Source organism: Piscinibacter sp. PDB5-1 (assembly GCF_056676035.1).
Genome location: NZ_JBWVZL010000004.1, coordinates 1 through 21166 on the forward strand (window position 1 = coordinate 1; position 21166 = coordinate 21166).

Consider the following 21166-nt stretch of genomic DNA (forward strand, 5'->3'; position numbering starts at 1 on the left):
ACTTCTATGAGCGTTTTAGGTCCATGAGACCTGAAGTCTTTCAACTTCTGGCACTCGCCTTCAAACGCCCACACTTATCGGCTGTTCATTTTTAAAGAGCTGCAAACTGTTTGTTTGCGTCCCGCTTTTAGCAGGAGAGCGATTTTGACATGTTTTTTAAACCCTGTCAAACACTCTGATATTTGCTTATTTCTTACGCCGCTTGCAGCGCAGTGTTTTTAGCTGAGCCTTCAATTATGACATGATTTTTAAGTCATCGTCAACACTGATTCGCCCTCTTGCTTCTCGTGTTTGGCACCACTTGAACTGGCGCCTCGGCGATCAGCGAAGCCTTTGATTATGACATGCTTTTCAAGCATCGCCAACCCTCAGGCCACTCCGCTCCCCAAGTTCTTACCCTTGCGGGCTAGGTCCTGAACAGCACAGCCTTCGACTATAGCACGCTTTGCAGTCGAAAACTTCGGAAGCCGCTGGCGTTATGCGGCGGGGACGTCTCGCTGCGGGGCGCGGGCACGGCTACCCAGCGATAGGCATGCGGCAGCTGGGTCTTCGCTGCTCAGCACAAGTCCCAGGTGCCCTTCCAACCGTTTGGTGTCGGCTCGCAGGACGCGTTGCTTTACGGAGGCAATTTGGGACGGATGCATCGAGAACGTACGCAGGCCCATCGCCAACAACAGTTCGGTGAATTCGGGATCGCCCGCCATTTCTCCGCATACCCCCACGCCTTTGCCGGCGGCTCTTGCGCAACGGATGCTCTCGGCGATGAGTTTTAGCACCGCGGGGTGCCAGGGATCGTAGAGATGCGCCACCGCCTCATCAGCACGGTCGATGGCTAGCGTGTACTGAATGAGGTCGTTGGTTCCAATCGAGACGAAGTCGAAGTACTTCAACAAGGACGGGAGCACGAGGGCCGCCCCAGGCACTTCGATCATGGCCCCTATCTGCACTTCTCCATAAGGCCGGCCCGCGTCGGTGAGTTGTTGCTTGACGCGGGCCAGGGCATCGAGCGTCGCCTTGACCTCGCCAAGATGCGCCAGCATTGGGATGAGCAATCGCACAGGACCCAGCGCACTGGCGCGCAGGATGGCGCGCAGTTGCTGGCGAAACATGGCGGGTTCGGACAGGCTCCAGCGGATCGCCCGCAGGCCCAGCGCGGGGTTGAGCGCGTGTTCGTGCCGCAGTTCGTTGACGGACAACCGATCCAGCGGCTTGTCGGCGCCAATGTCCACGGTGCGGATGGTGACCGGCAACCCTTGCATGGCGAGGACCGCCGCGCGGTAGGCCTCGAACTGCTCGTCTTCGCCGGGCAGTTCGCCGCCGCGGTTCATGAAGAGGAACTCGCTGCGAAACAGGCCGACGCCCATCGCCCCGGCTTCGAGCGCTGCCGCCGCATCCGAAGGCAGCTCGATGTTGGCCTGCAACTCGACGCGCTCACCGTCGAGGGTGATGGCCGGTGTGTGGCGCAGCCGAGCCAAGCGCTCGCGCTCCAAGCCGCTCTGGCGCTGTCGGAAGCGGTATTCCTCCAGCACGATGGGTGACGGGTCCACGATCACGATGCCGCAATCGCCGTCGATGACCACCCAATCGTCCTGCCGCACGATGCGGCTCGCTTCGCGGGTGCCGACGACGGCGGGGATGTCCATGCTGCGCGCGACGATGGCCGTGTGCGAGGTCTTGCCACCCACATCGGTGATGAAACCGGTGAACACGCTGCTCTTGAACTGCAGCATGTCGGCCGGCGCGATGTCGTTGGCGACGAGCACCAGCGGATCTTCGCCCGCGAAATCGCGCGCACGCACCGCGGGGGCAGCGCTGTAGTCGGGGGCCGCGGCGCCGGTGGTCAGAGCACGCAGCAGGCGTTCGACGACTTGTTCGAGATCGGCCTTGCGCTCGCGCAGGTAGGCGTCTTCCATCTCGTCGAACTGGCGGGCCAGCACTTCGAGTTGCGCCGACAGCGCCCATTCCGCGTTGTAGTGCCGCTCCTGGATCCACTGCTTGGTGGCGCCGGTGAGCGTGTCGTCGTGCAGCAGCATCAGGTGCACGTCGAGCAAGGCCGACAACTCTGCCGGCGCGTCGATGGGCAGTTCGCGCTGCAGCGTCGTCAGCTCGGTGGCGACCGCGTCGCGCGCCACACGCAGCCGATCGACTTCGGCCTCGACCTGCGCGTCGTCGATGAAGTAGTGGGCGACGTCGATGCGGCTCGATGCAATCAGCACCGCGCGCCCGATGGCCACGCCACGAGATACCGGCAGACCAAACACCTGGATGCTCATGCAGCCCATCCTAGCAGCCGCGCGCACGGGGAAAACACCGCTGTCATGCCTTCGTCACCAGCGCTTCACGGGCGCGTCACGCCGCCCGCCGACGATGCCGCCAACCTTCGGAGAACCGCCATGCGTGAACTGCCCCAACCGACGTTTCCCCTGGCCGAGCTGTGCGGCGAACCTTCTCGGAGGTCACTTCACGAACGCTCGCCAGCGCCCGGCCTCGCCCGCACGGAAGCGGCTCGGTTTGAAGTGGTTTGGGCACGCACTCAAGAAGAGGTTCGCGAAGCCCAGCGCTTGAGGCACCTGGTCTTCGCCGAAGAGATGGGCGCGCGGCTCAGCGTGCCGCAAGGGTCGCCGGCTGGGCACGACATCGACATGTTCGACGCGTTCTGCGAGCACCTGCTGGTGCGCGCACCCGGCGAAGGCGGAGAGCCAGGCCCGGTGATCGGCACCTACCGGGTGCTGACGCCAGATTCGGCCAAGCGCGTGGGCGGCCTGTACAGCGAGACCGAATTCGACCTGACGCGCCTGCGCCCCTTGCGCGGCAAGATGGTCGAACTGGGCCGCTCGTGCGTGCACCCGGCCTGGCGCTCGGGCGGCGCGATCATGTCGTTGTGGGGGGCGCTGGCCAGCTTCATGGTGCGCAACGAGCTGGACACGATGATCGGCTGCGCCAGCATCAGCATGCGCGACGGCGGCCACTTCGCCGCCAGCCTGTGGGAGCAACTTCGCCACACCCACCTGGCGCCGATCGAATGGCAGGTGCGCCCGCGCCTGCCATTGCCGGTGGAAGAACTGCAGCGCGACCTGCCGGTGGAAGCGCCGGCACTGATCAAGGGTTACCTGCGCTGCGGCGCCAAGGTGCTGGGCCCGCCGGCATGGGACCCCGACTTCAACACCGCTGACCTGCCGATGCTGATGCGCATCGACGACCTGCCGCCGCGCTATCGCAAGCACTTCCTCGGCGCCTGAGTCCACCCAACAACAAGAAGAAGACAGAACAACAAAAACCAAAGCGGCCGCCCGGCCGCTTTTTTATGTCAGGGCAGCGTCCACCTCAGCAGATGGCGCCGGCACCCCGCCGGGCTCACTCGCCTTCGCCGAACTTGTCGTTGATCAGCGCCAGCAGCGCGTCCATGGCCTGTTGTTCGTCCGGGCCGGTGGTTTCGATCTCGATCTCGCTGCCGTAGCCGGCGGCCAGCATCATGACGCCCATGATGCTCTTGGCGTTGACCTTGCGGCCGGCGCGGGCCATGAAGACTTCGCTCTTGAAGCTGCCGGCCAGCTTGGTCAATTTGGCCGAAGCGCGGGCGTGCAGGCCGAGCCTATTGCTGATGGTGATGCTTGCTTTGGTCATTGGCACCCGGTTTGAAAGCTTGGTTTTGCGGCCGTGACGACGCCACCTGCATCACCCCCTGGGTGGCACCGGCCACCGCACGGGCGACGACGGCGTCGAGCGGCTCGTCGGCATAACAGAGGGATCGCCACAGCATCGGCACGTTGACGCCGGCCAGCACCTTGACGTTCAGGCCGTCGGCCAGGCGCTGGGCCACATTGCAGGGCGTCGCGCCGAACACGTCAGTGAATATCAGCGCCTCGGGCCCGCCAAGCTGCGCCAGCAGGGCACGTGCCCGGGTCTCGATCTCTTCGGGTGGCATGTCGGGCGGCACGTCCAGCGCGACCAGACGCTTGGCGCAGTCTGGAAACGTGTGCTGCGCCACCGCCTGGAGCGACGACGCCAGCGGCGCGTGGGCAATGATCAGCAGGCCTGGCATGGGGCGAAATTCGATGGACCGAGGAGGACGGGGGCGGACCCTGACTGCCGGGCGCGCGTGGATTTTGTGCAGTGCAGGCTACCGCATCGCCCGGCGCTTGACCACCCGGGGCGTGCGCTGCCGGCCACACAGATCACGGCGGCGTGAATTTGAGCGACTCGACGAAGGTGTCGCCGGCCTCGGGGCTCAGCTTCGGGCCCATCGCCACGAGTTGGTAGACCCGCGTGCCCTGAGCGAACACCGCCACCTGCTGCCGCAGCCGCCGGCCGTCGGGAAGTTGTCCGTCGATGCGCCAGCGGCTCGCCCCCGGCGCGGCCCCGGCCGGGGCGCCAGCCAGGGGCTCGGTCGGGCCACGCAGCTTGCTGCTCAGCGCGGCGCGCAGTTCCGCGAGCGCGGGGGCGACCCGGGCGGGGTCGGCCACGTCGGCATGCGCCAGCGCGAACGCCGCATCGCCCGCCTCGCAGCCGACCATGGCCATTTGCACCGGCGCGCCGGCCAGCGGCAGCGTTCGGGTCTCGGTCTTGGGCTTGCACGGAAAGAGCACCAGCACGCCGCTGCCCTCGGGGCGCACCTCGCGCCAGTTGAGTTCGGGGGCGCAGCCGGCCAGGGCCCAGGCACCGGCCAGAGCGGTGAAAACCAGGTGAAGACGCATCGGGCGATTATCGGCAGGCCCTCTTGCACAATGGCCCGATGACCTCGCCCACCCCTGCTTCTTCAGCGGCCGCGCAGCCCCTGGCCGGCGTTCGCATCCTCGATCTGTCGCGCGTGCTGGCCGGCCCCTGGTGCACGCAAACCCTGGCCGACCTGGGCGCCGACGTGATCAAGGTCGAACGGCCGATGCGCGATGGCAGCGGCGGCGACGACACCCGCGGCTGGGGCCCGCCCTTTCTGAAAGACCGCGACGGGCACGACACGGCCGAAGCCGCCTATTACCTGGGCACGAACCGCAACAAGCGTTCGATCACCGTGGACATCGCCCACCCCCACGGGCAGGCGCTGATCCGCCGCCTGGCCGGGCAGTGCGACGTGTTCATCGAGAACTTCAAGGTCGGCGACATGGCGCGCTACGGGCTCGATGCGGCCCGGCTGCTCGCCGAGCACCCACGCCTGGTGTATTGCTCGGTGACGGGTTTCGGCCAGACCGGCCCCTACCGCGAACGCGCCGGCTACGACTACGCCATCCAGGGCATCGGCGGGCTGATGAGCGTCACCGGCGAACGCGACGACCTGCCCGGCGGCGGCCCGCAGAAAGTAGGCGTGGCCGTGGCCGATCTCTTCACCGGCATGTATGCGACGGTGGCCATCCTCGCCGCGCTGCGGCACCGCGACGCCACCGGCCAAGGCCAGGCGATCGACATGGCCCTGCTCGACACACAGGTCGCCATGCTCGCCAACCTGGGCGCGAACTACCTCGCCACCGGCGTCGCACCGAAGCGGGCAGGCAACGCGCACCAGAACATCGTGCCGTATCAAGTGTTCGAGACGAGCGACGGCCACCTGATCCTCGCGGTGGGCAACGACAGCCAGTACGCCAAGTTCTGCGACGTGGCCGGCCGGCCCGACCTTGCCACCGACCCGCGCTTCGCGCGCAACGCCGACCGCGTGCGCCACCGCGATGCGCTGGTGCCCTTGCTGGCCGAGGTGATGAAGACGCGCCGCAAGGCCGAATGGCTGGCCGCACTCGAAGCCGCCAAGGTGCCCTGCGGCGCGATCAACCAGCTGGACGAGGTCTTCGCCGACCCGCACGTGCAGGCGCGCGGCATGACGGTCCCGATGCCGCACCCGCTGACGGATGCGCTGCAGCTCGTCGCGAGCCCGATGAAGTTCTCGGCCACGCCGGTGCAATACCGCCGCCCGCCACCGCTGCTGGGCCAACACACCGACGAGGTGCTGCGCGATGCGGGTCTGAGCGACGCCGAAGTCGCGGCCTTGCGCGACGCCGGCGCCCTTTGACGCGCCGCCATTCGTAAGCAGCAGTAAACCGCGGTAAGCGGTTTCATCGTTTCGCGCTGCCGACGGTGCGCGCCCCCGTGTTTTCGGGGGCTTTCAGCACCCCTAGTTCCAGGGGAGCAGCGCCCCATGCACTGGCGCGCAGGAGGACACTCCGTGACAAGACTTGTGTGACAAAAGCCGGCACTTGGTGACGCGCAATGTCAGATCTGCACAGGAAACGACCATGGACATGACCGACCTGAACCGCGCCACCTCCCCCCTCGCCGGCGAAGCGCCCGCCGACGCACCGCCTGCGGCCGACGACCGCTTTCGCGAACTGGTCGGCGAGCTGAGTGCCGAGATGGCCGGCCCGCTGACCGCCGCGCTCGAACGCGTTCAAATCATGGCCACCACCGGCCGCATCGACCGCGCCGGGCTGCGCGCGCTGGGTGAAGAGATCTACCGGGCGCGCAAGGTCAGCATGTCCGGCCAGCAGCTCTCGCGCCTCGCCTCGGGCGACCTGCGCCAGACGCCCGAGCGCCTGCCGCTCACCGACACACTCAAAGACGTGCTCACGCAGCGCGCCAACGAGACGCAGGCACGCAACATCCACATCAAGCAGGTGCTGCGGCCCACCGAGGTCATCGTCGATGCGTCACTGCTGTACACGCTGATCAACACGCTGATCGACTGGGCGCTGCCGCAGGCGCAATCGACCCTCGAACTGCGCATCGACATCAAGACCTGGCCGGCGCATGCGCGGCTGAACTGCAAGTTCGCGCACTACCCGGTCGACCAGCAGCTCGACGAGGCCGAAGCCGAGCGCGTGCTGCGCCGCCTCGACGCCATCAACTGGCGCCTGCTCGAACAGACCGCATGGACCATGGGCCTGCCGATCGAGCGCAAGGTCAACGGCGCAATGGTCGAACTGGTGATCGAATTCCCGCGCACGGTGAATGACCAGCTCGAAGGCGTCAGCGCCATCGAACTCGACCAGGGGTTCGCCCCCACGATGCAAGGCAGCAAGCCGCTGGCCGGCAGCCATGTGCTGGTGGTGGCCTCGCGCCGCGACGTCCGCATCCAGGTGCGCGATGCGATCCGCAACATGGGGTTGATCGTCGATTTCGTGAACTCGGTCGATGAAGCGCGCGAGTTCTGCCGCGGCGGCCTGCCACACGCCATCGTGATCGAGTCGGTGCTGCGCGGCGAGCGTTTCAACGACCTGCGCTCCGAGGTCGAGTCCGAACGCGCCGACGTGGCCTTCATCGAGATCATCGAAGAGGGCAACAGCTTCGAGATCTCGGGCTTCGGCGGCCTGAGCATGGCCCGCGTGGGCCGCGACGCGATCCTCACCTCGCTGCCCTCGGCGCTGCTGTTCGAGCTGTCGAAGGCGATGTGACCCGTCTTCGGCGGGCGTAAGCGTTCAGGTCAACGCAGCCCGCCGAACACACGCTTCAAGATCGCGCTGCCGGTGGCCACCGGGTTCTGGCGGATCTTGCGTTCTTCTTCACCGATCAGCAGGTACAGGCCGTCGAGCGCTTTGTTGGTGACGTGCTGCTCGATGCTCGCGTCTTCGGCCTTGACGAGGCGCAGCTTCACGGCGCGTGCGGCCAGCGCGTTGTACTTCTCGGCCAGCGACACCTTGCGCGTCGCTTCGACCACCACCGGCAAGAACTTCTCGGTCAGCGGCGCGCGCGTCTTGGTGATGAAGAACTGCGTCACCGAATCGTCGCCGCCGCGCACGATGTCGCGGGCGTCTTCGACGCTCATGCCCTTGACCGCATTCACCAGCAGTGGGCGGGCCTGCGCCACGGCCGATTCGGCGGCGCGGTTCATCGCGGTGATCAGCTCGTCGGCGCGTTTTTGCTGGCCGGCCGCGCGCAGCAGGCGTTCGGCGTCGGCCAGGTAGGGCGGCAGCGGGATGCGAACCTTCGGGTTGCCGAGGAATCCATCGGTGCGGCCGAGCAGCGACACGGCCGCGTCGGCGCCCTTTTCCAGCGCCAGGCGCACCGCCGAGGCGGCGTCGGTCTCGGTGAAGGCCTGCGCGGTGCCCAGGGTCAAGACCCAGCCGCTGCCGCCCGCGCCGAGGGCCATAAACTTTCGTCGTTGCATGAAGTTCTCCAGTCTGTCCGTTGGTCTGTCTTGACGCGCCGAGGCGCCGCCCGATGAAAACGTCTCGCCATGTTGCCCTGTTGACCGCCGCCCTGATCGGCCTGGGTGCACTCGGCGTGGCAGGCCATCAGTGGCTCAAGCGGCCCCCCGCGCCCGACGTGGCCTTCACGCGGCTCGACGGCAGCAGCAGCCGGGTCGGCGCCTTGCAGGGCCGCGTGGTGCTGGTGAACTTCTGGGCCACGACCTGCGCGGTGTGCGTGAAAGAAATGCCGCAGCTCGTGGCCACGCACGACAAGTTCAAGGCGCGCGGCTTCGAGACGTTGGCCGTCGCGATGGCCTACGACCCGCCGGCCTCGGTGGTCAACTTCAGCAGCTCGCGCAAGCTGCCGTTCACGGTGGTGATCGACCTGAGCGGCCAGGTCGCCCGGGCCTTCGACGACGTCAAAGCCACGCCGACTTCAGTGCTGATCGACAAACAAGGCCGCATCGTCGAGCGCATCGTCGGCGAGCCCGACTTCGCCGCGCTGCACGCGCGCATCGACGGCCTGCTCGACGAGCAGTAAGCGCCTGTCAACCCGGTGCGCGCAGGCCCACCAACGCCGCGCCAACGATCAGCACAGCGGCCAGTCCGATCCACAGCGTCAACGCCTGCCCGGCGACGAACACCAGCAAGAGCGTGGACGCAAGCGGCGTGAGGTAGCTCAGGATGCCGATGCGGCGCGGGTCGCCGAGCTTGAGCGCGCGGTCCCACAAGAAGAAGGCCGCCCCCAGCGGGCCGAGCCCCATCGCGGCGATCAGGCCCGCGTCGCGCAGGCTCAGCGCGGCGGGGGGCTCCAGCGCGGCGTGGCAGGCCAGAGACAGCAGTCCCGACACCAGGCCGAAAAGGCCGATGGCGGCGGTCGAGAAGTGGGGCACGCGGCGCGTCCACAGCGAATAGCTGGCCCAGATGAAGGCCGAGCCCAGCGCGGGCAGGTAGCCCCAGGCGAACTCGCCCGACAGCTCGCGCCCGCCGACGATGGCCAGCGCCGCGCCCGCGAAGCCCACCAACGCGCCCAGCACGTGCACGGCGTGCAAGCGCAGGCCGGGCAGCAGCAGCGGTGCGAGCACCACGATCAACAAGGGCCACAGGTAGTTGACGAGGTTGGCTTCGACGGGCGGCGCGTGGCGCAGCGCGATGAACAGCAGGAAATGAAAGCCGAACAATCCGTACACGCCCAGCAGCAGGGTGCGCATCGGCACCCGCCATTGCCGCCACAGCGGCCACGCGGGCAGGCTGCCGATCACCAGCGCCAGGCCGGTCAGCAAGAAGGGCGGCACATGGCTGAGCGCGACACCGAGCGTCGCCAGCGACGCCCACAGGGCGATGGCGGCCAGCGCGCACAGGGTCGCCTGGGGCGCATGCGAGGCAGAGGACAGGGTCGCGGCAGGGGTCATGGCGGGGCGGTGCGCTCCCGCCATGTCGGGGGCGGCGGGGCCGTTCAGTATGGCCCGCCTGCCGGGCATGCAGCGGTCGGTCGCCGCGCCGTACCCGGAGCTCAGTACTCGACCATCAGGTGCAGCACGTGCGAGCCGATGCGCTTTTCGACGCGTGGGATGTACGCCAGCCGCACGGTGGCGCCGGCGACCTTGGCGATCTCGGCCGAGGGCACGATCAGCGCCTGGACCGGGTGCGTGTAGCCGCTGACGCCGGCCAGCGTGAGGCTGAACGGGCCATGGCTCAGCGTGCGACCGACGTAAATGCTCGGGCGCGTGAGCGAGTTCATGTAGAAGCCGCCGACCCAGCCTTCGGGCGTGCGGTAGTACAGCCCGGGGTTGAGGTTGCTGTAGCGCTGCTTGTAGGGGATGTGCTGGCTGGCGACGTGCACGCCGATCACCTGCGCGGCTGCGGGCAGTGCGGTGCCGGCGAGCAGCCCCGCGAAGGCGGCGAGGCCGGCACAGCGGGCGAGATGGGCAAGGAGGCGGCGCATGGTCGGGCGGTGAAGCGGTGTTGCTTCGATATCGGCCGGCGCGCCCGGTCGCATCAGCCCCCGCCGCGCGAAGCCGCGCCCACGCGTGCAGAACACACGGCACTTTTGCGCGCTTGCACGGGTGAATCCCGATGACGCCCCCCTAGAACACCGCCCAGGCAATCGGTGACAGCACCGCGGGGGCTGCCTAAAGTTGCAGCAGTCCACCCACCGCGCCCCGACGCGGCCTCGCCATGACAGCCCCAGCCCCCGGTTCTTTTGTCGATGCGGCCCTGCGCTCCCCCGGGGGCGAAGCCCACCGGCCCCTCGGCGACGACTGGGCCGCCTTGCAGGCCGACGAGCGCGCGGCGCTGCAGCAACGGCGCCAGCAGGTGCTGGGCGCGGGCGCCACGCCGGACGACCTCTCCCTGCCGCGCGTCGGCCTCGCGCTGTCGGGCGGCGGCGTGCGCAGCGCGACCTTCGCACTGGGCTTGCTGCGCGGGCTGGCGCGCCCGGCCTCGCGCCGCGACGAGGGTGAATCCACCGAGCCCTCGTCACCGCCCGCCGCCGCGCCCGGGGGCTGGGCCCAGGCCGGCGTGCTGGCGCGCATGGACTACCTCTCGACTGTCTCGGGCGGCGGCTACACCGGCGGCATGTGGGGCCGGTTGGTCGGCACCTATGGGCTGGCGCGGGCGCTCGCGCTGCTGTCGCGGGCGGACTCGCCGGTGCTGCAATGGCTGCGGCGCAATGGGCGCTACCTCACGCCGACCGGCTCGCGCGACCTCGGCATCGCGGCAGTGACCTACCTGCGGCCGGTGATCGCCATCCACGTCGAGTTCATGTTCGCCTGCATGCTGCTGGGCCTGCTGGTCGTGGCGCCACACCTGTGGCAACACACCACGCAGGCGCTGGCCTCGCAGGGCTGGGAACGCTGGTTCACGCCCTGGTGGGCGCTGGCGCTGGCGTGGTGGGCGGCCACCGCGCCGGGGCTCATCACCGGCTACTGGGCGGCGCGCGACGCGCCCAACCCGAGCGCGCAGCGCGTCACCTTCGCGTGGCGCGACTGGTTGTTCCTGATCGGCGCGGCGGCCGGTTCGTACCTGCTCTTGTGCGAACTGCTGGCGAGCGGCTCGCTCAACCCGCGCCGCGACAGCCTCAACTGGCCGACCGCCGCCGTGCTGGCACTGGTCTCGGGCGTGATCGGCCAGGCCGCGGTGCAGCTCGGGCTGGCCATCACGCGCTCGCCGCGCGCGCTGGCGGTCGCCCGCGTGCGCAACACGCTGACCCGCGCGCTGCGTGCCTGCACGCTGGGGGCCGCGGCACTCGCCGGGCTGGGGGCGCTCGACCGGCTGAGCTGGTGGGTGCTCGAAGAGCTGCAGTCGGGCAACGAATGGCTGTGGGGCGGCGTCGGCGTGGGCGGCGTGATCGTGCTGGCGCTGCGCACGATGATGCAGCCGCTGCAGCAGGTGGCCGCGCAGGCCACGGCCCACGCCACCGAGTGGCTGCCGCGCCTGCTGAACGTGGCCGGGGCCTTCGGCCTGCTGGTGCTGGTCACCGCGTGGCTGGTGGTGCTGCAGTGGTTCGTGTTCGCGCCCGAGACCTTCGAGGTGTTTCGCAACGTGCCAGCGTGGATGCGTGCCGGCCTCGTCGCCGCGGTGTGGGCGCTGTGGGTGCTGCTCACCGCCTGCAACGCGCAGATGGCCAACACCTCGGCGCTGCACAGCTTCTACCGTGCGCGGCTCACGCGCGCCTACCTCGCGGTGGGCAACCGGCAGCGCGGCTTGGCCGACGACGCCCCGCACGCTGGCCGGGCCGACGACGTGACGGCCGTGGTCGAAGGCGACGACACCGCCCTGCCCCACTACCGGCCCGAGCTGCAGGGCGGGCCGATCCACCTCGTGAGCACCTGCCTCAACCAGACGCGCGACGACCGCAGCGGCCTCTACAACGCCGACCGCAAGGGCTCGGCGCTCACCGTCACCTGGCGCGGCTTCGAGATCGGCCCGAAGCAGTTCGTCGCGCTGCGCCCGGGGCAAGACGTGGGCACGCTGGGCCGCTGGGTCGCCATCTCGGGCGCGGCGGCGTCGCCGGGCGCGGGCTCGTACACCTCGCGCGGGCTGGCGCTGCTGGTCTACTTTCTGGGCGTGCGCCTGGGCCAGTGGGTGCGCGCGCCGCGCGACTGGGTGCAGCTGCGCTGGCTCAGCCAGTTCGGCTGGCGCTTCCTGACCAAGCCCCTGATGCTGACGAGCGAGGCCACCGCCACCTTCTTCGGCGTCGAGCGGCCCTGGTGGTACCTGTCGGACGGCGGCCACTTCGAGAACACCGGCGTGTACGCGCTGCTCAAGCGCGAGCTCGATTTCATCTTGCTGTCGGACGCCAGCTGCGACGCCGACTACGCCTTCGGCGACCTCGAAAACCTGGTGCGCAAGGCGCGCATCGACTTCGGTGCCGAGATCGAGTTCTATTCGCGCGAAGAGGCCGCGCAGCTGATCGACGGCGAGAACCCCGCCGCCGAGTGGTGCCGCGAGCTGACCGTGCTGTCGCCCGAAGACATGGCCGACAACCACTCGTGCCGCGGCGTGCTGCTCGCGCGCATCCGCTACCGCGAACGTCCGGGGCCCGACGGCCTGCCGCACCGGCCCGAAGGCACGCTGCTGGTGGTCAAGCCCAACCTGCACGACGGGCTCGACGTGGACCTGCTGGCCTACGCGCAAAAGCACCCGGCCTTTCCGCACGAATCAACCGGCGACCAGTCGTTCGACGAAGCGCAGTGGGAGAGCTACCACCGCCTGGGCGAAGACTTCGGCCGCGCGCTCAGCGGGCCGTGGCTGGCGCAGTTGCCGGGCTGGACGGCCCCGGCGCGGCACGGGCACCACGTGTCGGCCCGGCTGCGCGCCGCGCAAGAGGCCGCCGCCGCGACCGCCAAGGCCGAGCCGCTGTGGCGCCGCACGGCACGCGCCACCGCCGTGGGCACCACGCTCGGGCTGGGGGCCTCGGGCACGCTGCTGCTGTCGCTGTGGCAGGTGCAAGAGCAACTGCGCCGCAACGAGATCGACCAGCAGACCGAGGCCCGGCAACTCTTCACCGACGTGTCCAAAGGCCTGCAAGACTTCAGCGGCAGTTGCCCCAAGGTGGCCGAGCACCTGGTCACGCAGGTGTCGCTGCTGCTCGACCTGCGCGACAGCCCCGTGATGCGCCCGCTGGAGCGCGCCGGCATCGAACGCCTGGCCGCGCGCATCGGCGACGAATGCACGAAGCCGGTGGACGCGAGCGAGGAATGCCTGCTCGCCTCGCAGCGCATCCAGAACGACCTGTGCGCCACGGTGCTCAAGCCGCCGACCGAGAACACCGCGTTCAACTACTGGCACCCCGGCGTGTCGCCGTCGGAGCAAGCCTTCGCCGCGCGGCAGGTGCTGGGCGAGATCGCCACCTGGTGGCCCGGGACGCGCGACATGACGCTGGCGCAGGCCGATGCGGTGGGGGCGGCGCCCATCCCGGCCGCACCACCGACCGCACCACCGACCGCGCCACCGACCACACCGCCGGCTGCATCGCCCCCAGCCACCGCGCCGGCCACGCCCGCCGCCGACAGCCCCCGCCCCCCGCCCGCTGACCCGCAACCCACCCCGCCCCCGCGCGACCGCCCGCCCACCGCCCACACCCCCGGCGGGACGGCCTACGCCAACAGCGCCCAAGCCGTGGTGCCGCTCAACCCGGCGCTGGCGTCGGCCTGTGCCAACGGCAGCCGCAGCACGCTGTACATCCAGGTCTACGACGAAGACTCGCGGGTGCTGGCGCGGGCGCTGCGCCGCCGCATGCAGCAGGCCGCCGGCGAGGCGGTGCAGGTTGCGCCCATCGAGAACGTGTCCCGCAGCGCCGAGCTGCGCGGCGAACGCCGCCCCGTGCCCTGGCCGCAGCCCACCTTCGTGCTGCACGACCCCAGCCGGCGCGCCTGCGCACTGGCCCTGGCCGCCTACATCGGCGAGCCCTGGGTGCCGGCCGCGACGCCCGACAAGGTGTGGGTGCGCGCGCTGCCGCAGGCCTTGAAGCAGCGCAACGTCGCCCAGGAACGCCCGGGCGTGATCGAGTTGTGGCTGCCGCCGCAGGCCCGGGTGCCGGCGGCGGCCCGCTGAGCAGCGCTGCCTCCGCCCTTCAGGCCACCGCCGGCACGCGCGGGCCGAACAGGCGCTTCAGGCGGTCGAGCAGCCCCAGCGCCTCGGGCGCCGCGGCATGGAAGGCGTCGGCGAAAACGTCCTGCTCGCGGGCGCCGGCCTGCAGCGCACAGGCCCGCACGGCATCGACCATCGGGGGCGGGCCCGCCACGAAGACACGCGTGCCGCGCAGGTCGGCGTGGTCGCGGGCGATGGCGTCGTGCAGCCAGCCGGTGCGGTGCACCGTCGGCCCCGAAGGCAGCGACAGCACCGGCACGTAGCGCAGCCGCCGCTGCGCCTGCAGGTGGGTCAGCCACGCGTGGGCGTACAGGTCGCGCTCGTCGCGCACGCCGTGGTACAGCACGATGTCGCGCGGGCCGGCGTTCAGGGCCGCCTCCAGCACCGACCACAGCGGCGCCAGCCCGGTGCCACCGGCGGCCAGCAGCAACGGCGCCGCATCGGCCTGGGCCTCGGCGCGCCACACCGCCGCACCGAACGGCCCTTGCAGCGCGACCTCATCGCCGACCTGGAGGTCGGCGGCCACGTGCCCGCTGACCCGCCCCTGGGGCAGCACGCGCACGTGGAAGTCCAGCTCGGCCTGACCGGGCTGGCTGGCCATCGAATAGCTGCGCGCCGGCAGCCGGCCGAAGCGCAGGCGCGCGAACTGCCCCGGCAGAAAGTGCAGCGGCTTGCCCGTCACCGCCAGCCGCAGGCGCACCACGTCATGCGCGAGCCAGTCTTTCTGGGCGACGCGGGCGCGCACGCGGCGCACGGCGGGCACGGCCTCGCCCAGCCGCGCAGGCAGCAGCCATTCGACCTGCACCGCGCCCTTGGGCCGCGCGCGGCAGGCCAGCACCAGGCCCTGCGCCCGCTCGTCGGCGGTCAGCGCGTCGGGCAGGTGCGGCCCGTGCTCGACCTCGCCGCACAGCAGCCGGCTCTTGCACTGGCCGCACTCGCCGCTCATGCACTGGTGCGGAAAGGGCACCCCCTGCGCCAGCGCGGCTTCGAGCACCGTCTGCTGCGGGCCGCACGGCACGGACTGGGGCCATTGCTGGATCTGGATCTGCCGCATGGGACACCCCCTGTCAGTCAACGATGAGCCGCACCGGGTGCACATGCCGCGTGTGGCGTGCCTGGGTGTGGTCGAAGGCCGAGACCCACAGGTACAGGCCGCTCTGGAAGCGCTGGTCGAACTTCGAGCCGGTGTCGAGCTTGCGGCGCGCCTCCAGGCGCCACCAGCCGTCGTGCCAGGTGCCCACGGCGCTCACGTCGCCGCGGTCGCCCACGAAAGGCGCATCGAGCAGCACCGAGGGCAACACGGTGCCGACCGGGTAGGTGTCGAGCTCTTTGCTGTAGGGCACGGTGTCGGCCAGTTGCATGGCCATGGGCACCTCGTCGGGCGCGTCGGGCTGCAGGCGCAGGCCGCGCAGGCGGGCCTGCAGGGCGGCCATGTCTTTGGGCAGGCGCTTGGGCGTCACGAAGCGGCTGCCGGCGACCTTGTCCCAGTTCTGGTCGAAGCCGCCGGCGGTCTTGGGGTCTTGCGAGTAGCCGCCGGTGTAGCGCTTGCCTTCTTTTGCCGGCAGGGGCGGGCCGAAGTAGTTGTCGTCGATCTGGCCGATGCCGGCGGAGCGCACGCCCTTCCAGTGCCACACATCGACCAGCGAGCCGTCGGTCGTGTAGTGCAGGCCGCGGCCCGCCGCCGGGGCCGGCTTGCCGGGCAGCGGCTGCGTGCCGAGCTGCGAGGCGCCGCCACCCATCGTGGCCTGCGTCGAGAACATCACCGCGAACTTGTCTTCGTAGAAGTCGTCCTCGTCGTCTTTCGCGTACTTGTGCTCTAGCACCTCCCAGCCCTCGGCGGTCTTCACCATCGGCAGGTGCTTGAGGCTGCGCGTCGTGTCGCGCCACTCGAACAAAAAGACGGCGTGCTCGGCGTCGTGCACCGCGCGGATGCGCACGTCGGTCTCGCCCCCGGGGAAGTTGGCGCCGCGCACGGTGTGCACCGTCACGGCCGGGGCGCCCTGCCAGGCGGCGTCGTTGGGCAGGCCGTCCACCTGCGGCAGCGTGCGGGCCGCCGGCATGTGCAGGTCGGGGATGGCGGCGCGGTCGCCACCGGCCAGCACCGCCCACGTCACCCCGGCCATGCCCAGCGCCACGGCACCGGCCGCCCCGTAGGCCATGCGCGGGCGCACGATCTTCAGCAGCTGCGCGATGCCCCCGAGCCAGACCTGGGCCGCCACGTGCAGCACCACATAGCCGACGAAGCCCCAGGCGGCCCACTGGTGCACGGTCGCAAGCGGCATCTCGGGCAGCAGGCCCGAGGCGAAGTACATCGCCGCGCCGGTGAGGCCGGCCACGCCCAGCAGCGCGAAGGCCAGCCAGTAGAGCAGGCGGTTCCAGGCACGGCGGCGCTGCTCGGGGTCGTCGGCGGCCAGCGCCTCGGCACTCAGCCGCACGCGGCCACCCAGCGCGCCGCGCCACAGCAGCACCGCGTAGGCCAGCGCGCCGGCGAGCAGCAGGTAGGCACTCCAGACGTGCCAGCGGCCCACGTCGCCCTGCAGCAGCAGGGGTTCGAGCCAGCGCGCGCTGACGCGGCTGTCGCTGACGGCAATGCGCAGGCCGGTCAGCAGGCTCACCACCAGCGCGGCCACCATGGCCCAGTGGATGACGAAGGTGGGGGTGTCGGTGCGCGGCGCGCCGGTGGCGAAGCGGGGGCGGCCTGGCTGGGGCTCGGGGGCCCGGGCGGGGTGGCTCATGCGGTCTCCTGTCTTGGGTGGGCCGGGGTGGGTCCATGCCCACCACCGGCACCGGCTCGTGGGCCGGCCAGGCCAATCTAGGAAAGAAATGCACGGGCGTTGATTAGGGGTCGCCGCCGCGCGGCTTCATATACGTAACGTCGGGTTACATCTCAGGCGCCGCCCGACGGCGCGCTTCACACTGAGGCCAGACGACACGGGGCCACCGCAGCCCCAGGAGGAGACGATGCGCGTGCTGCTCGCAGAAGACGACCCGGTGCTGGGCCGTGCGGTGCAGGTGGGGTTGGGGCAAGACGGGCTGGACGTGCACTGGACGCGCGACGGCATCGACGCCTACGCGGTGCTGCAGCGGCACGAGTTCGGCGCCGTGGTGCTCGACCTCGACCTGCCCGGCATGCACGGCCTCGACCTGCTGCATCGCATCCGCCAGACGCACCAGCGGCTGCCAGTCGTGATCGTCACCGCCAGCGGCGAAGTCTCCCAGCGCATCCGCGGCCTCGACTTCGGCGCCGACGACTACCTCGCCAAGCCCTTCGACCTGGACGAGCTGCTCGCACGCCTGCGTGCCGTGAACCGCCGCGCGCACGGCGCGCCGGGCCGGGTGCTGCGCGTGCGCGAGGTCGAGCTCGACCTCGTCGAGCACCAGGTGCGGCGCGACGGCGAGCCCGTGTGGCTGAGCGCCCGCGAGTTCTCGGTGCTGCGCCGCCTGATGGAGTCAGCCGGCGAACCGCTCTCGCGGGCGCAGATCGAAGCGCACCTGCGCGGCTGGGGCGACGAGATCGAGGGCAACCTGGTCGAGGTCTACATCTACAACCTGCGAAAGAAACTCGGACGTGAGTTCATCCAGACCTTCCGCGGCAGCGGCTACCTCATCCCGCTTTGACGCCGGCCTCGCCGCGCCGCCCCCCGCGCACGCGACAACCGCACTCGCCCCGGCACGCAGCCTGAAGGCGCGCTGCCTGCGCAGCATCGCCTGGGTGTCGCTGCTGACCTGGCTGGTGCTGTCGATGGCGCTGCTGGCGGTGGTGCAGCACGAGGCGCACACCATGTCGGACGCCACCCTGCGCGAGCTGGCCGAGATGGCGCTCGCGTTCGCCGACCACGAGCTGGCCGAGATCCAGGCCTCGAACGGCCCCGGCGTCAGCGACGCGGTCGATGCCTCGTTCAGCGACAAGGTCGTCTACCAGGTGTGGCAGCCCGGCGGCGTGCTGGCCTACCGCAGCGTGCGCGCACCCGTCACGCCCCTGACCGACGGGCAGCACGGGTTCGCGCAGGTGCAGCTGCAAGACGAAACGCTGCGCAGCTACACCGCGTGGAACGCCGAGCACAGCTTCCAGATCCAGATGGCCGCGTGGCCCGACGAGCGGCGCGCGTACAGCACGCGCCTGTCGCTCGCCGTGGTGGCCGGGCTGGTGCTGGCGCTGGGGGTCTTTCAATGGCTGATGCGGCGCAGCCTCGACCACGCCTTCGCGCCGCTGCGCCAAACAGCCGACGCGCTGGGGCGCAAGCCCGCCTCGGACCTGTCGCCCGTGAACGCCGAACAGCACGCGGCCGAGTTCACGCCCGTCATCCAGGCCTTCAACGGCCTGATGCAGCGCGTGAGCCGGCTGCTGCGCCACGAGCAGCGATTCACCAGCGACGCCGCACACGAGCTGCGCACACCGCTGGCCGGCCTGAAGGTGCTGGTTCGCAACGTGCGCCGCGCGCGCAGCGAGGCCGAACGCGACGAGGCGCTCGCCGAGATGGACCGCTCCATCGACCGCTCGACCCAGCTCATCCAGCAACTGCTGGCGCTGGCCCGCTACGACGGCGACCCCTCGCAGCTGGTGCTCGACGAAGCCGTGCAGCCCAACGCCCTGGCGCAGCAGGTGCTGTCCGACCTGCGCCCGCTGGCCGACGAGCGCGGCACCCGCCTCGCGTGGGTGGCCGCCGAGGGCACGCCCGCGCTGCGCGGCAATGGCGAGGCGCTGGCCTCGCTGCTGCGCAACCTGGTCGAGAACGCCGTGCTCTACACGCCCGCAGGCGGCCAGGTGCGCGTCGAAACCTGGGTCGATCACGCCCAGGCACGCGCCGGCTGGCGGGTGCACGACAGCGGGCCGGGCGTGCCGCAGGAGCTGCGCGAGCGCGTGTTCGCCCGCTTCTTCCGGCTCGACCGCAACGCCTCGCGCGGCGCCGGACTGGGGCTGGCGCTGGTCCAGCGCATCGCCCAGGTGCACGGCGGCATAGTCAGCCTGGGGGCGTCAGCCGAACTCGGCGGGGCGCGGGTCGAGGTGAGCCTGCCGCTCGACGGCCACGCGGCGTGACACGTTGAGGCGCTGAGGCGCCGCAGCGTTTCAGCCTTCGAGCACCCGCAAGATCTCGCGGCCGTAGGCTTCGAGCTTTTTCGCGCCGACCCCGCTGATGTGCCCCAGCGCATCGAGCGACTCGGGCGCGCTGCGGGCCATCTCGGCCAGCGTCGCGTCGTGAAAGATCACGTAGGCCGGCAGGCCGTGTTCGCGCGCCACCTCGGCTCGCCAGGCCTTGAGCGCGGTGAAGCGCTCGGTGGCCTCGGCGTCGAGCGGCACCGGCGGCGCCTTGTCTTTCGCACCCGCCGTCTTGGCGAACTTGCCCCGGCGCCCCTTTGGCGCCTCGGTCGGCTGGCGCAGCAGCATCGTCACCTCGCCGCGCAGCACCTCGCGCGCACTCGCCGTGAGTTCGAGCGTGTTGTATTCGCCCTCGGTGCGCACGTGGCCCAGGGCGATCAGCTGGCGCAGCACGGCGCGCCATTGCGCCTCGCTCACGTCGGCGCCGATGCCGAAGGTGCTCAGCGTCTGGTGGCGGTACTGCGTGACCTTGTCGGTGACCTTGCCGCGCAGCACGTCGATCAGGTGCACGGCGCCGAAACGCTGGCCGTTGTTCTGGTGAAAGCGGTAGATGCAGCTGAGCGCCTTGCGTGCCGCCTCGGTGGCATCCCACGTCGCCGGGGGCGTCAAACAGTTGTCGCAGTTGCCGCAGGGCTGGCTGTCTTCACCGAAGTACGACAACAGCCGCACGCGCCGGCAGTCGTGCGCCTCGGCCAGCGCGAGCAGGGCTTCGAGCTTGCCGACCTGGTTGCGCTTGAAGTCTTCGCCGGCGGGGCTCTCGTCGATCATGCGGCGCTGGTTCACCACGTCGGCCAGGCCGTAGGTCATCCACGCGTCTGCCGGCAGGCCGTCGCGGCCGGCGCGGCCGGTCTCCTGGTAATAGCTCTCGATGTTCTTGGGCAAATCGAGGTGGGCCACGAAGCGCACGTCGGGCTTGTCGATGCCCATGCCGAAGGCGATGGTGGCGACCATCACGAGGTCGTCCTCGCGCAAGAACTTGTCCTGGTGGCGCTTGCGGATGTCGGCGTCGAGCCCCGCGTGGTACGGCAGGGCGTTGATGCCTTCGGCCTTGAGCCAGTCGGCCGTCTCTTCGACCTTCTTGCGCGACTGGCAGTACACGACGCCCGCGTCGCCCTCGTGCTCCTCAGCGATGAAGCGCAGCAGCTGCGCGCGTGCGTTGTCTTTCTCGACGATGCTGTAGCGGATGTTCGGCCGGTCGAAGCTGCTGATGAAGACGCGTGCATCTTGCAGTTGCAGGCGCTCGATGATGTCGGCGCGCGTGAGGTCGTCGGCGGTCGCGGTGAGCGCGATGCGCGGCACGTCGGCATAGCGCTCGTGCAGCACGTTGAGCGACAGGTAGTCTTCACGGAAGTCGTGGCCCCACTGGCTCACGCAATGCGCCTCGTCGATGGCGAAGAGGCTCAACAGGCCCCGCTCGTGCAGCGAGTCGAGCTGCGCCAGGAAGCGCGGCGTGGTGATGCGCTCGGGCGCGGCGTACAGCAGCACGAGGCGGCCGCTCATCATCTCGCGTTCGATGCGCGACGCGTCTTCCGAGGTCAGCGTGCTGTTGAGAAAGGCCGCGTGCACGCCGGCCTCTTCGAGCGCACCGACCTGGTCGTGCATCAGCGCGATCAGCGGGCTCACGACGATGGCGACGCCCTGGCCGCCGCGGTGCCGCGCGATCGCCGGCACCTGGTAACACAGGCTCTTGCCGCCGCCGGTGGGCATGAGCACCAGCGCATCGCCGCCGGCGGTCACGTGGTCCACGATGGCCTCTTGCTGCCCCCGGAAGGCGCCGTAGCCGAAGACCTCTTGCAGGATGCGCAGCGGCGCGGTCTCGGGCAAGGTCATGGGCGGGGACGTGGGCAGATCGGCAGGGGACAGCATG

The 21166-nt window shown here is 70.1% G+C and carries 17 protein-coding genes; 7 read left to right on the forward strand and 10 right to left on the reverse strand.

The window, feature by feature from the left end; translation table 11 throughout:
* Nucleotides 1-476 precede the first annotated feature (476 nt).
* Entirely contained in the window at nt 477-2273 is a 1797-nt protein-coding gene (gene ptsP / locus AC1KAT_RS16175; protein ID WP_480327808.1) for a phosphoenolpyruvate--protein phosphotransferase, read from the reverse strand.
* A gap of 120 nt (nt 2274-2393) precedes the next feature.
* On the opposite strand from ptsP, the gene AC1KAT_RS16180 reads away from it, so the two are divergent.
* Nucleotides 2394-3239 carry a GNAT family N-acetyltransferase gene (locus AC1KAT_RS16180; protein WP_480327810.1) on the forward strand — a complete coding sequence of 282 codons (846 nt, stop codon included), beginning with the start codon at nt 2394-2396 and terminating at the stop codon, nt 3237-3239.
* Between the two features lie 115 nt (nt 3240-3354).
* On the opposite strand, the gene AC1KAT_RS16185 is transcribed toward AC1KAT_RS16180, so the two are convergent.
* From AC1KAT_RS16185 to AC1KAT_RS16195, 3 genes are all read right to left on the reverse strand, one after another.
* The gene (locus tag AC1KAT_RS16185) at nt 3355-3624 is read right to left on the reverse strand and encodes an HPr family phosphocarrier protein (protein WP_480327812.1); all 270 of its coding nucleotides are present in this window, start codon (nt 3622-3624) and stop codon (nt 3355-3357) included.
* Complete coding sequence (locus AC1KAT_RS16190; protein WP_480327814.1) at nt 3593-4042, reverse strand: PTS sugar transporter subunit IIA; 450 nt, start codon at nt 4040-4042, stop codon at nt 3593-3595. The genes AC1KAT_RS16185 and AC1KAT_RS16190 overlap by 32 nt, the downstream gene beginning before the upstream one ends.
* A gap of 133 nt (nt 4043-4175) precedes the next feature.
* Nucleotides 4176-4694, reverse strand: a complete 519-nt coding sequence (locus AC1KAT_RS16195) for a hypothetical protein (RefSeq protein WP_480327816.1) — start codon at nt 4692-4694, stop codon at nt 4176-4178.
* Nucleotides 4695-4732: 38 nt separating this feature from the next.
* Between AC1KAT_RS16195 and AC1KAT_RS16200 the strand changes: the two genes are divergently transcribed.
* Both AC1KAT_RS16200 and AC1KAT_RS16205 read left to right on the forward strand, forming a co-directional pair.
* A complete protein-coding gene (locus AC1KAT_RS16200) occupies nt 4733-5995 on the forward strand; it encodes a CaiB/BaiF CoA transferase family protein (RefSeq protein WP_480327818.1) in 1263 nt (420 codons plus the stop codon).
* A gap of 223 nt (nt 5996-6218) precedes the next feature.
* A complete protein-coding gene (locus tag AC1KAT_RS16205) occupies nt 6219-7373 on the forward strand; it encodes a hypothetical protein (protein ID WP_480327820.1) in 1155 nt (384 codons plus the stop codon).
* Between the two features lie 29 nt (nt 7374-7402).
* Here the strand turns inward: AC1KAT_RS16205 and AC1KAT_RS16210 are convergent, their stop codons facing one another.
* On the reverse strand, nt 7403-8086 hold the full coding sequence (locus AC1KAT_RS16210; RefSeq protein WP_480327822.1) for a DUF4197 domain-containing protein: 684 nt from the start codon (nt 8084-8086) through the stop codon (nt 7403-7405).
* A 53-nt stretch (nt 8087-8139) separates the two neighbouring features.
* Here AC1KAT_RS16210 and AC1KAT_RS16215 point away from each other — a divergent pair, with 53 nt between their 5' ends.
* Entirely contained in the window at nt 8140-8649 is a 510-nt protein-coding gene (locus AC1KAT_RS16215) for a TlpA family protein disulfide reductase (protein WP_480327824.1), read from the forward strand.
* 7 nt (nt 8650-8656) lie between these two features.
* Here the strand turns inward: AC1KAT_RS16215 and AC1KAT_RS16220 are convergent, their stop codons facing one another.
* Together AC1KAT_RS16220 and AC1KAT_RS16225 are read right to left on the reverse strand one after the other, a co-directional pair.
* Complete coding sequence (locus AC1KAT_RS16220) at nt 8657-9520, reverse strand: DMT family transporter (protein ID WP_480327826.1); 864 nt, start codon at nt 9518-9520, stop codon at nt 8657-8659.
* 101 nt (nt 9521-9621) lie between these two features.
* On the reverse strand, nt 9622-10053 hold the full coding sequence (locus tag AC1KAT_RS16225) for a hypothetical protein (protein WP_480327827.1): 432 nt from the start codon (nt 10051-10053) through the stop codon (nt 9622-9624).
* A gap of 233 nt (nt 10054-10286) precedes the next feature.
* Here AC1KAT_RS16225 and AC1KAT_RS16230 point away from each other — a divergent pair, with 233 nt between their 5' ends.
* Entirely contained in the window at nt 10287-14165 is a 3879-nt protein-coding gene (locus tag AC1KAT_RS16230; protein WP_480327829.1) for a hypothetical protein, read from the forward strand.
* A gap of 19 nt (nt 14166-14184) precedes the next feature.
* Here AC1KAT_RS16230 and AC1KAT_RS16235 read toward each other — a convergent pair whose 3' ends face one another.
* Nucleotides 14185-15255: a 2Fe-2S iron-sulfur cluster-binding protein gene (locus AC1KAT_RS16235; RefSeq protein ID WP_480327831.1), complete on the reverse strand. Its 1071-nt coding sequence runs from the start codon at nt 15253-15255 to the stop codon at nt 14185-14187.
* 13 nt (nt 15256-15268) lie between these two features.
* Nucleotides 15269-16936 (reverse strand): ethylbenzene dehydrogenase-related protein, encoded by a 1668-nt coding sequence (locus AC1KAT_RS16240; protein ID WP_480327833.1) that lies wholly within the window; start codon nt 16934-16936, stop codon nt 15269-15271.
* 226 nt (nt 16937-17162) lie between these two features.
* Here AC1KAT_RS16240 and AC1KAT_RS16245 point away from each other — a divergent pair, with 226 nt between their 5' ends.
* Entirely contained in the window at nt 17163-17819 is a 657-nt protein-coding gene (locus AC1KAT_RS16245) for a response regulator transcription factor (RefSeq protein ID WP_480327835.1), read from the forward strand.
* Complete coding sequence (locus tag AC1KAT_RS16250; RefSeq protein ID WP_480327837.1) at nt 17770-19239, forward strand: sensor histidine kinase; 1470 nt, start codon at nt 17770-17772, stop codon at nt 19237-19239. The genes AC1KAT_RS16245 and AC1KAT_RS16250 overlap by 50 nt, the downstream gene beginning before the upstream one ends.
* Before the next feature lie 30 nt (nt 19240-19269).
* On the opposite strand, the gene recQ is transcribed toward AC1KAT_RS16250, so the two are convergent.
* Entirely contained in the window at nt 19270-21129 is a 1860-nt protein-coding gene (recQ, locus tag AC1KAT_RS16255) for a DNA helicase RecQ (RefSeq protein WP_480327839.1), read from the reverse strand.
* Nucleotides 21130-21166 lie beyond the last annotated feature (37 nt).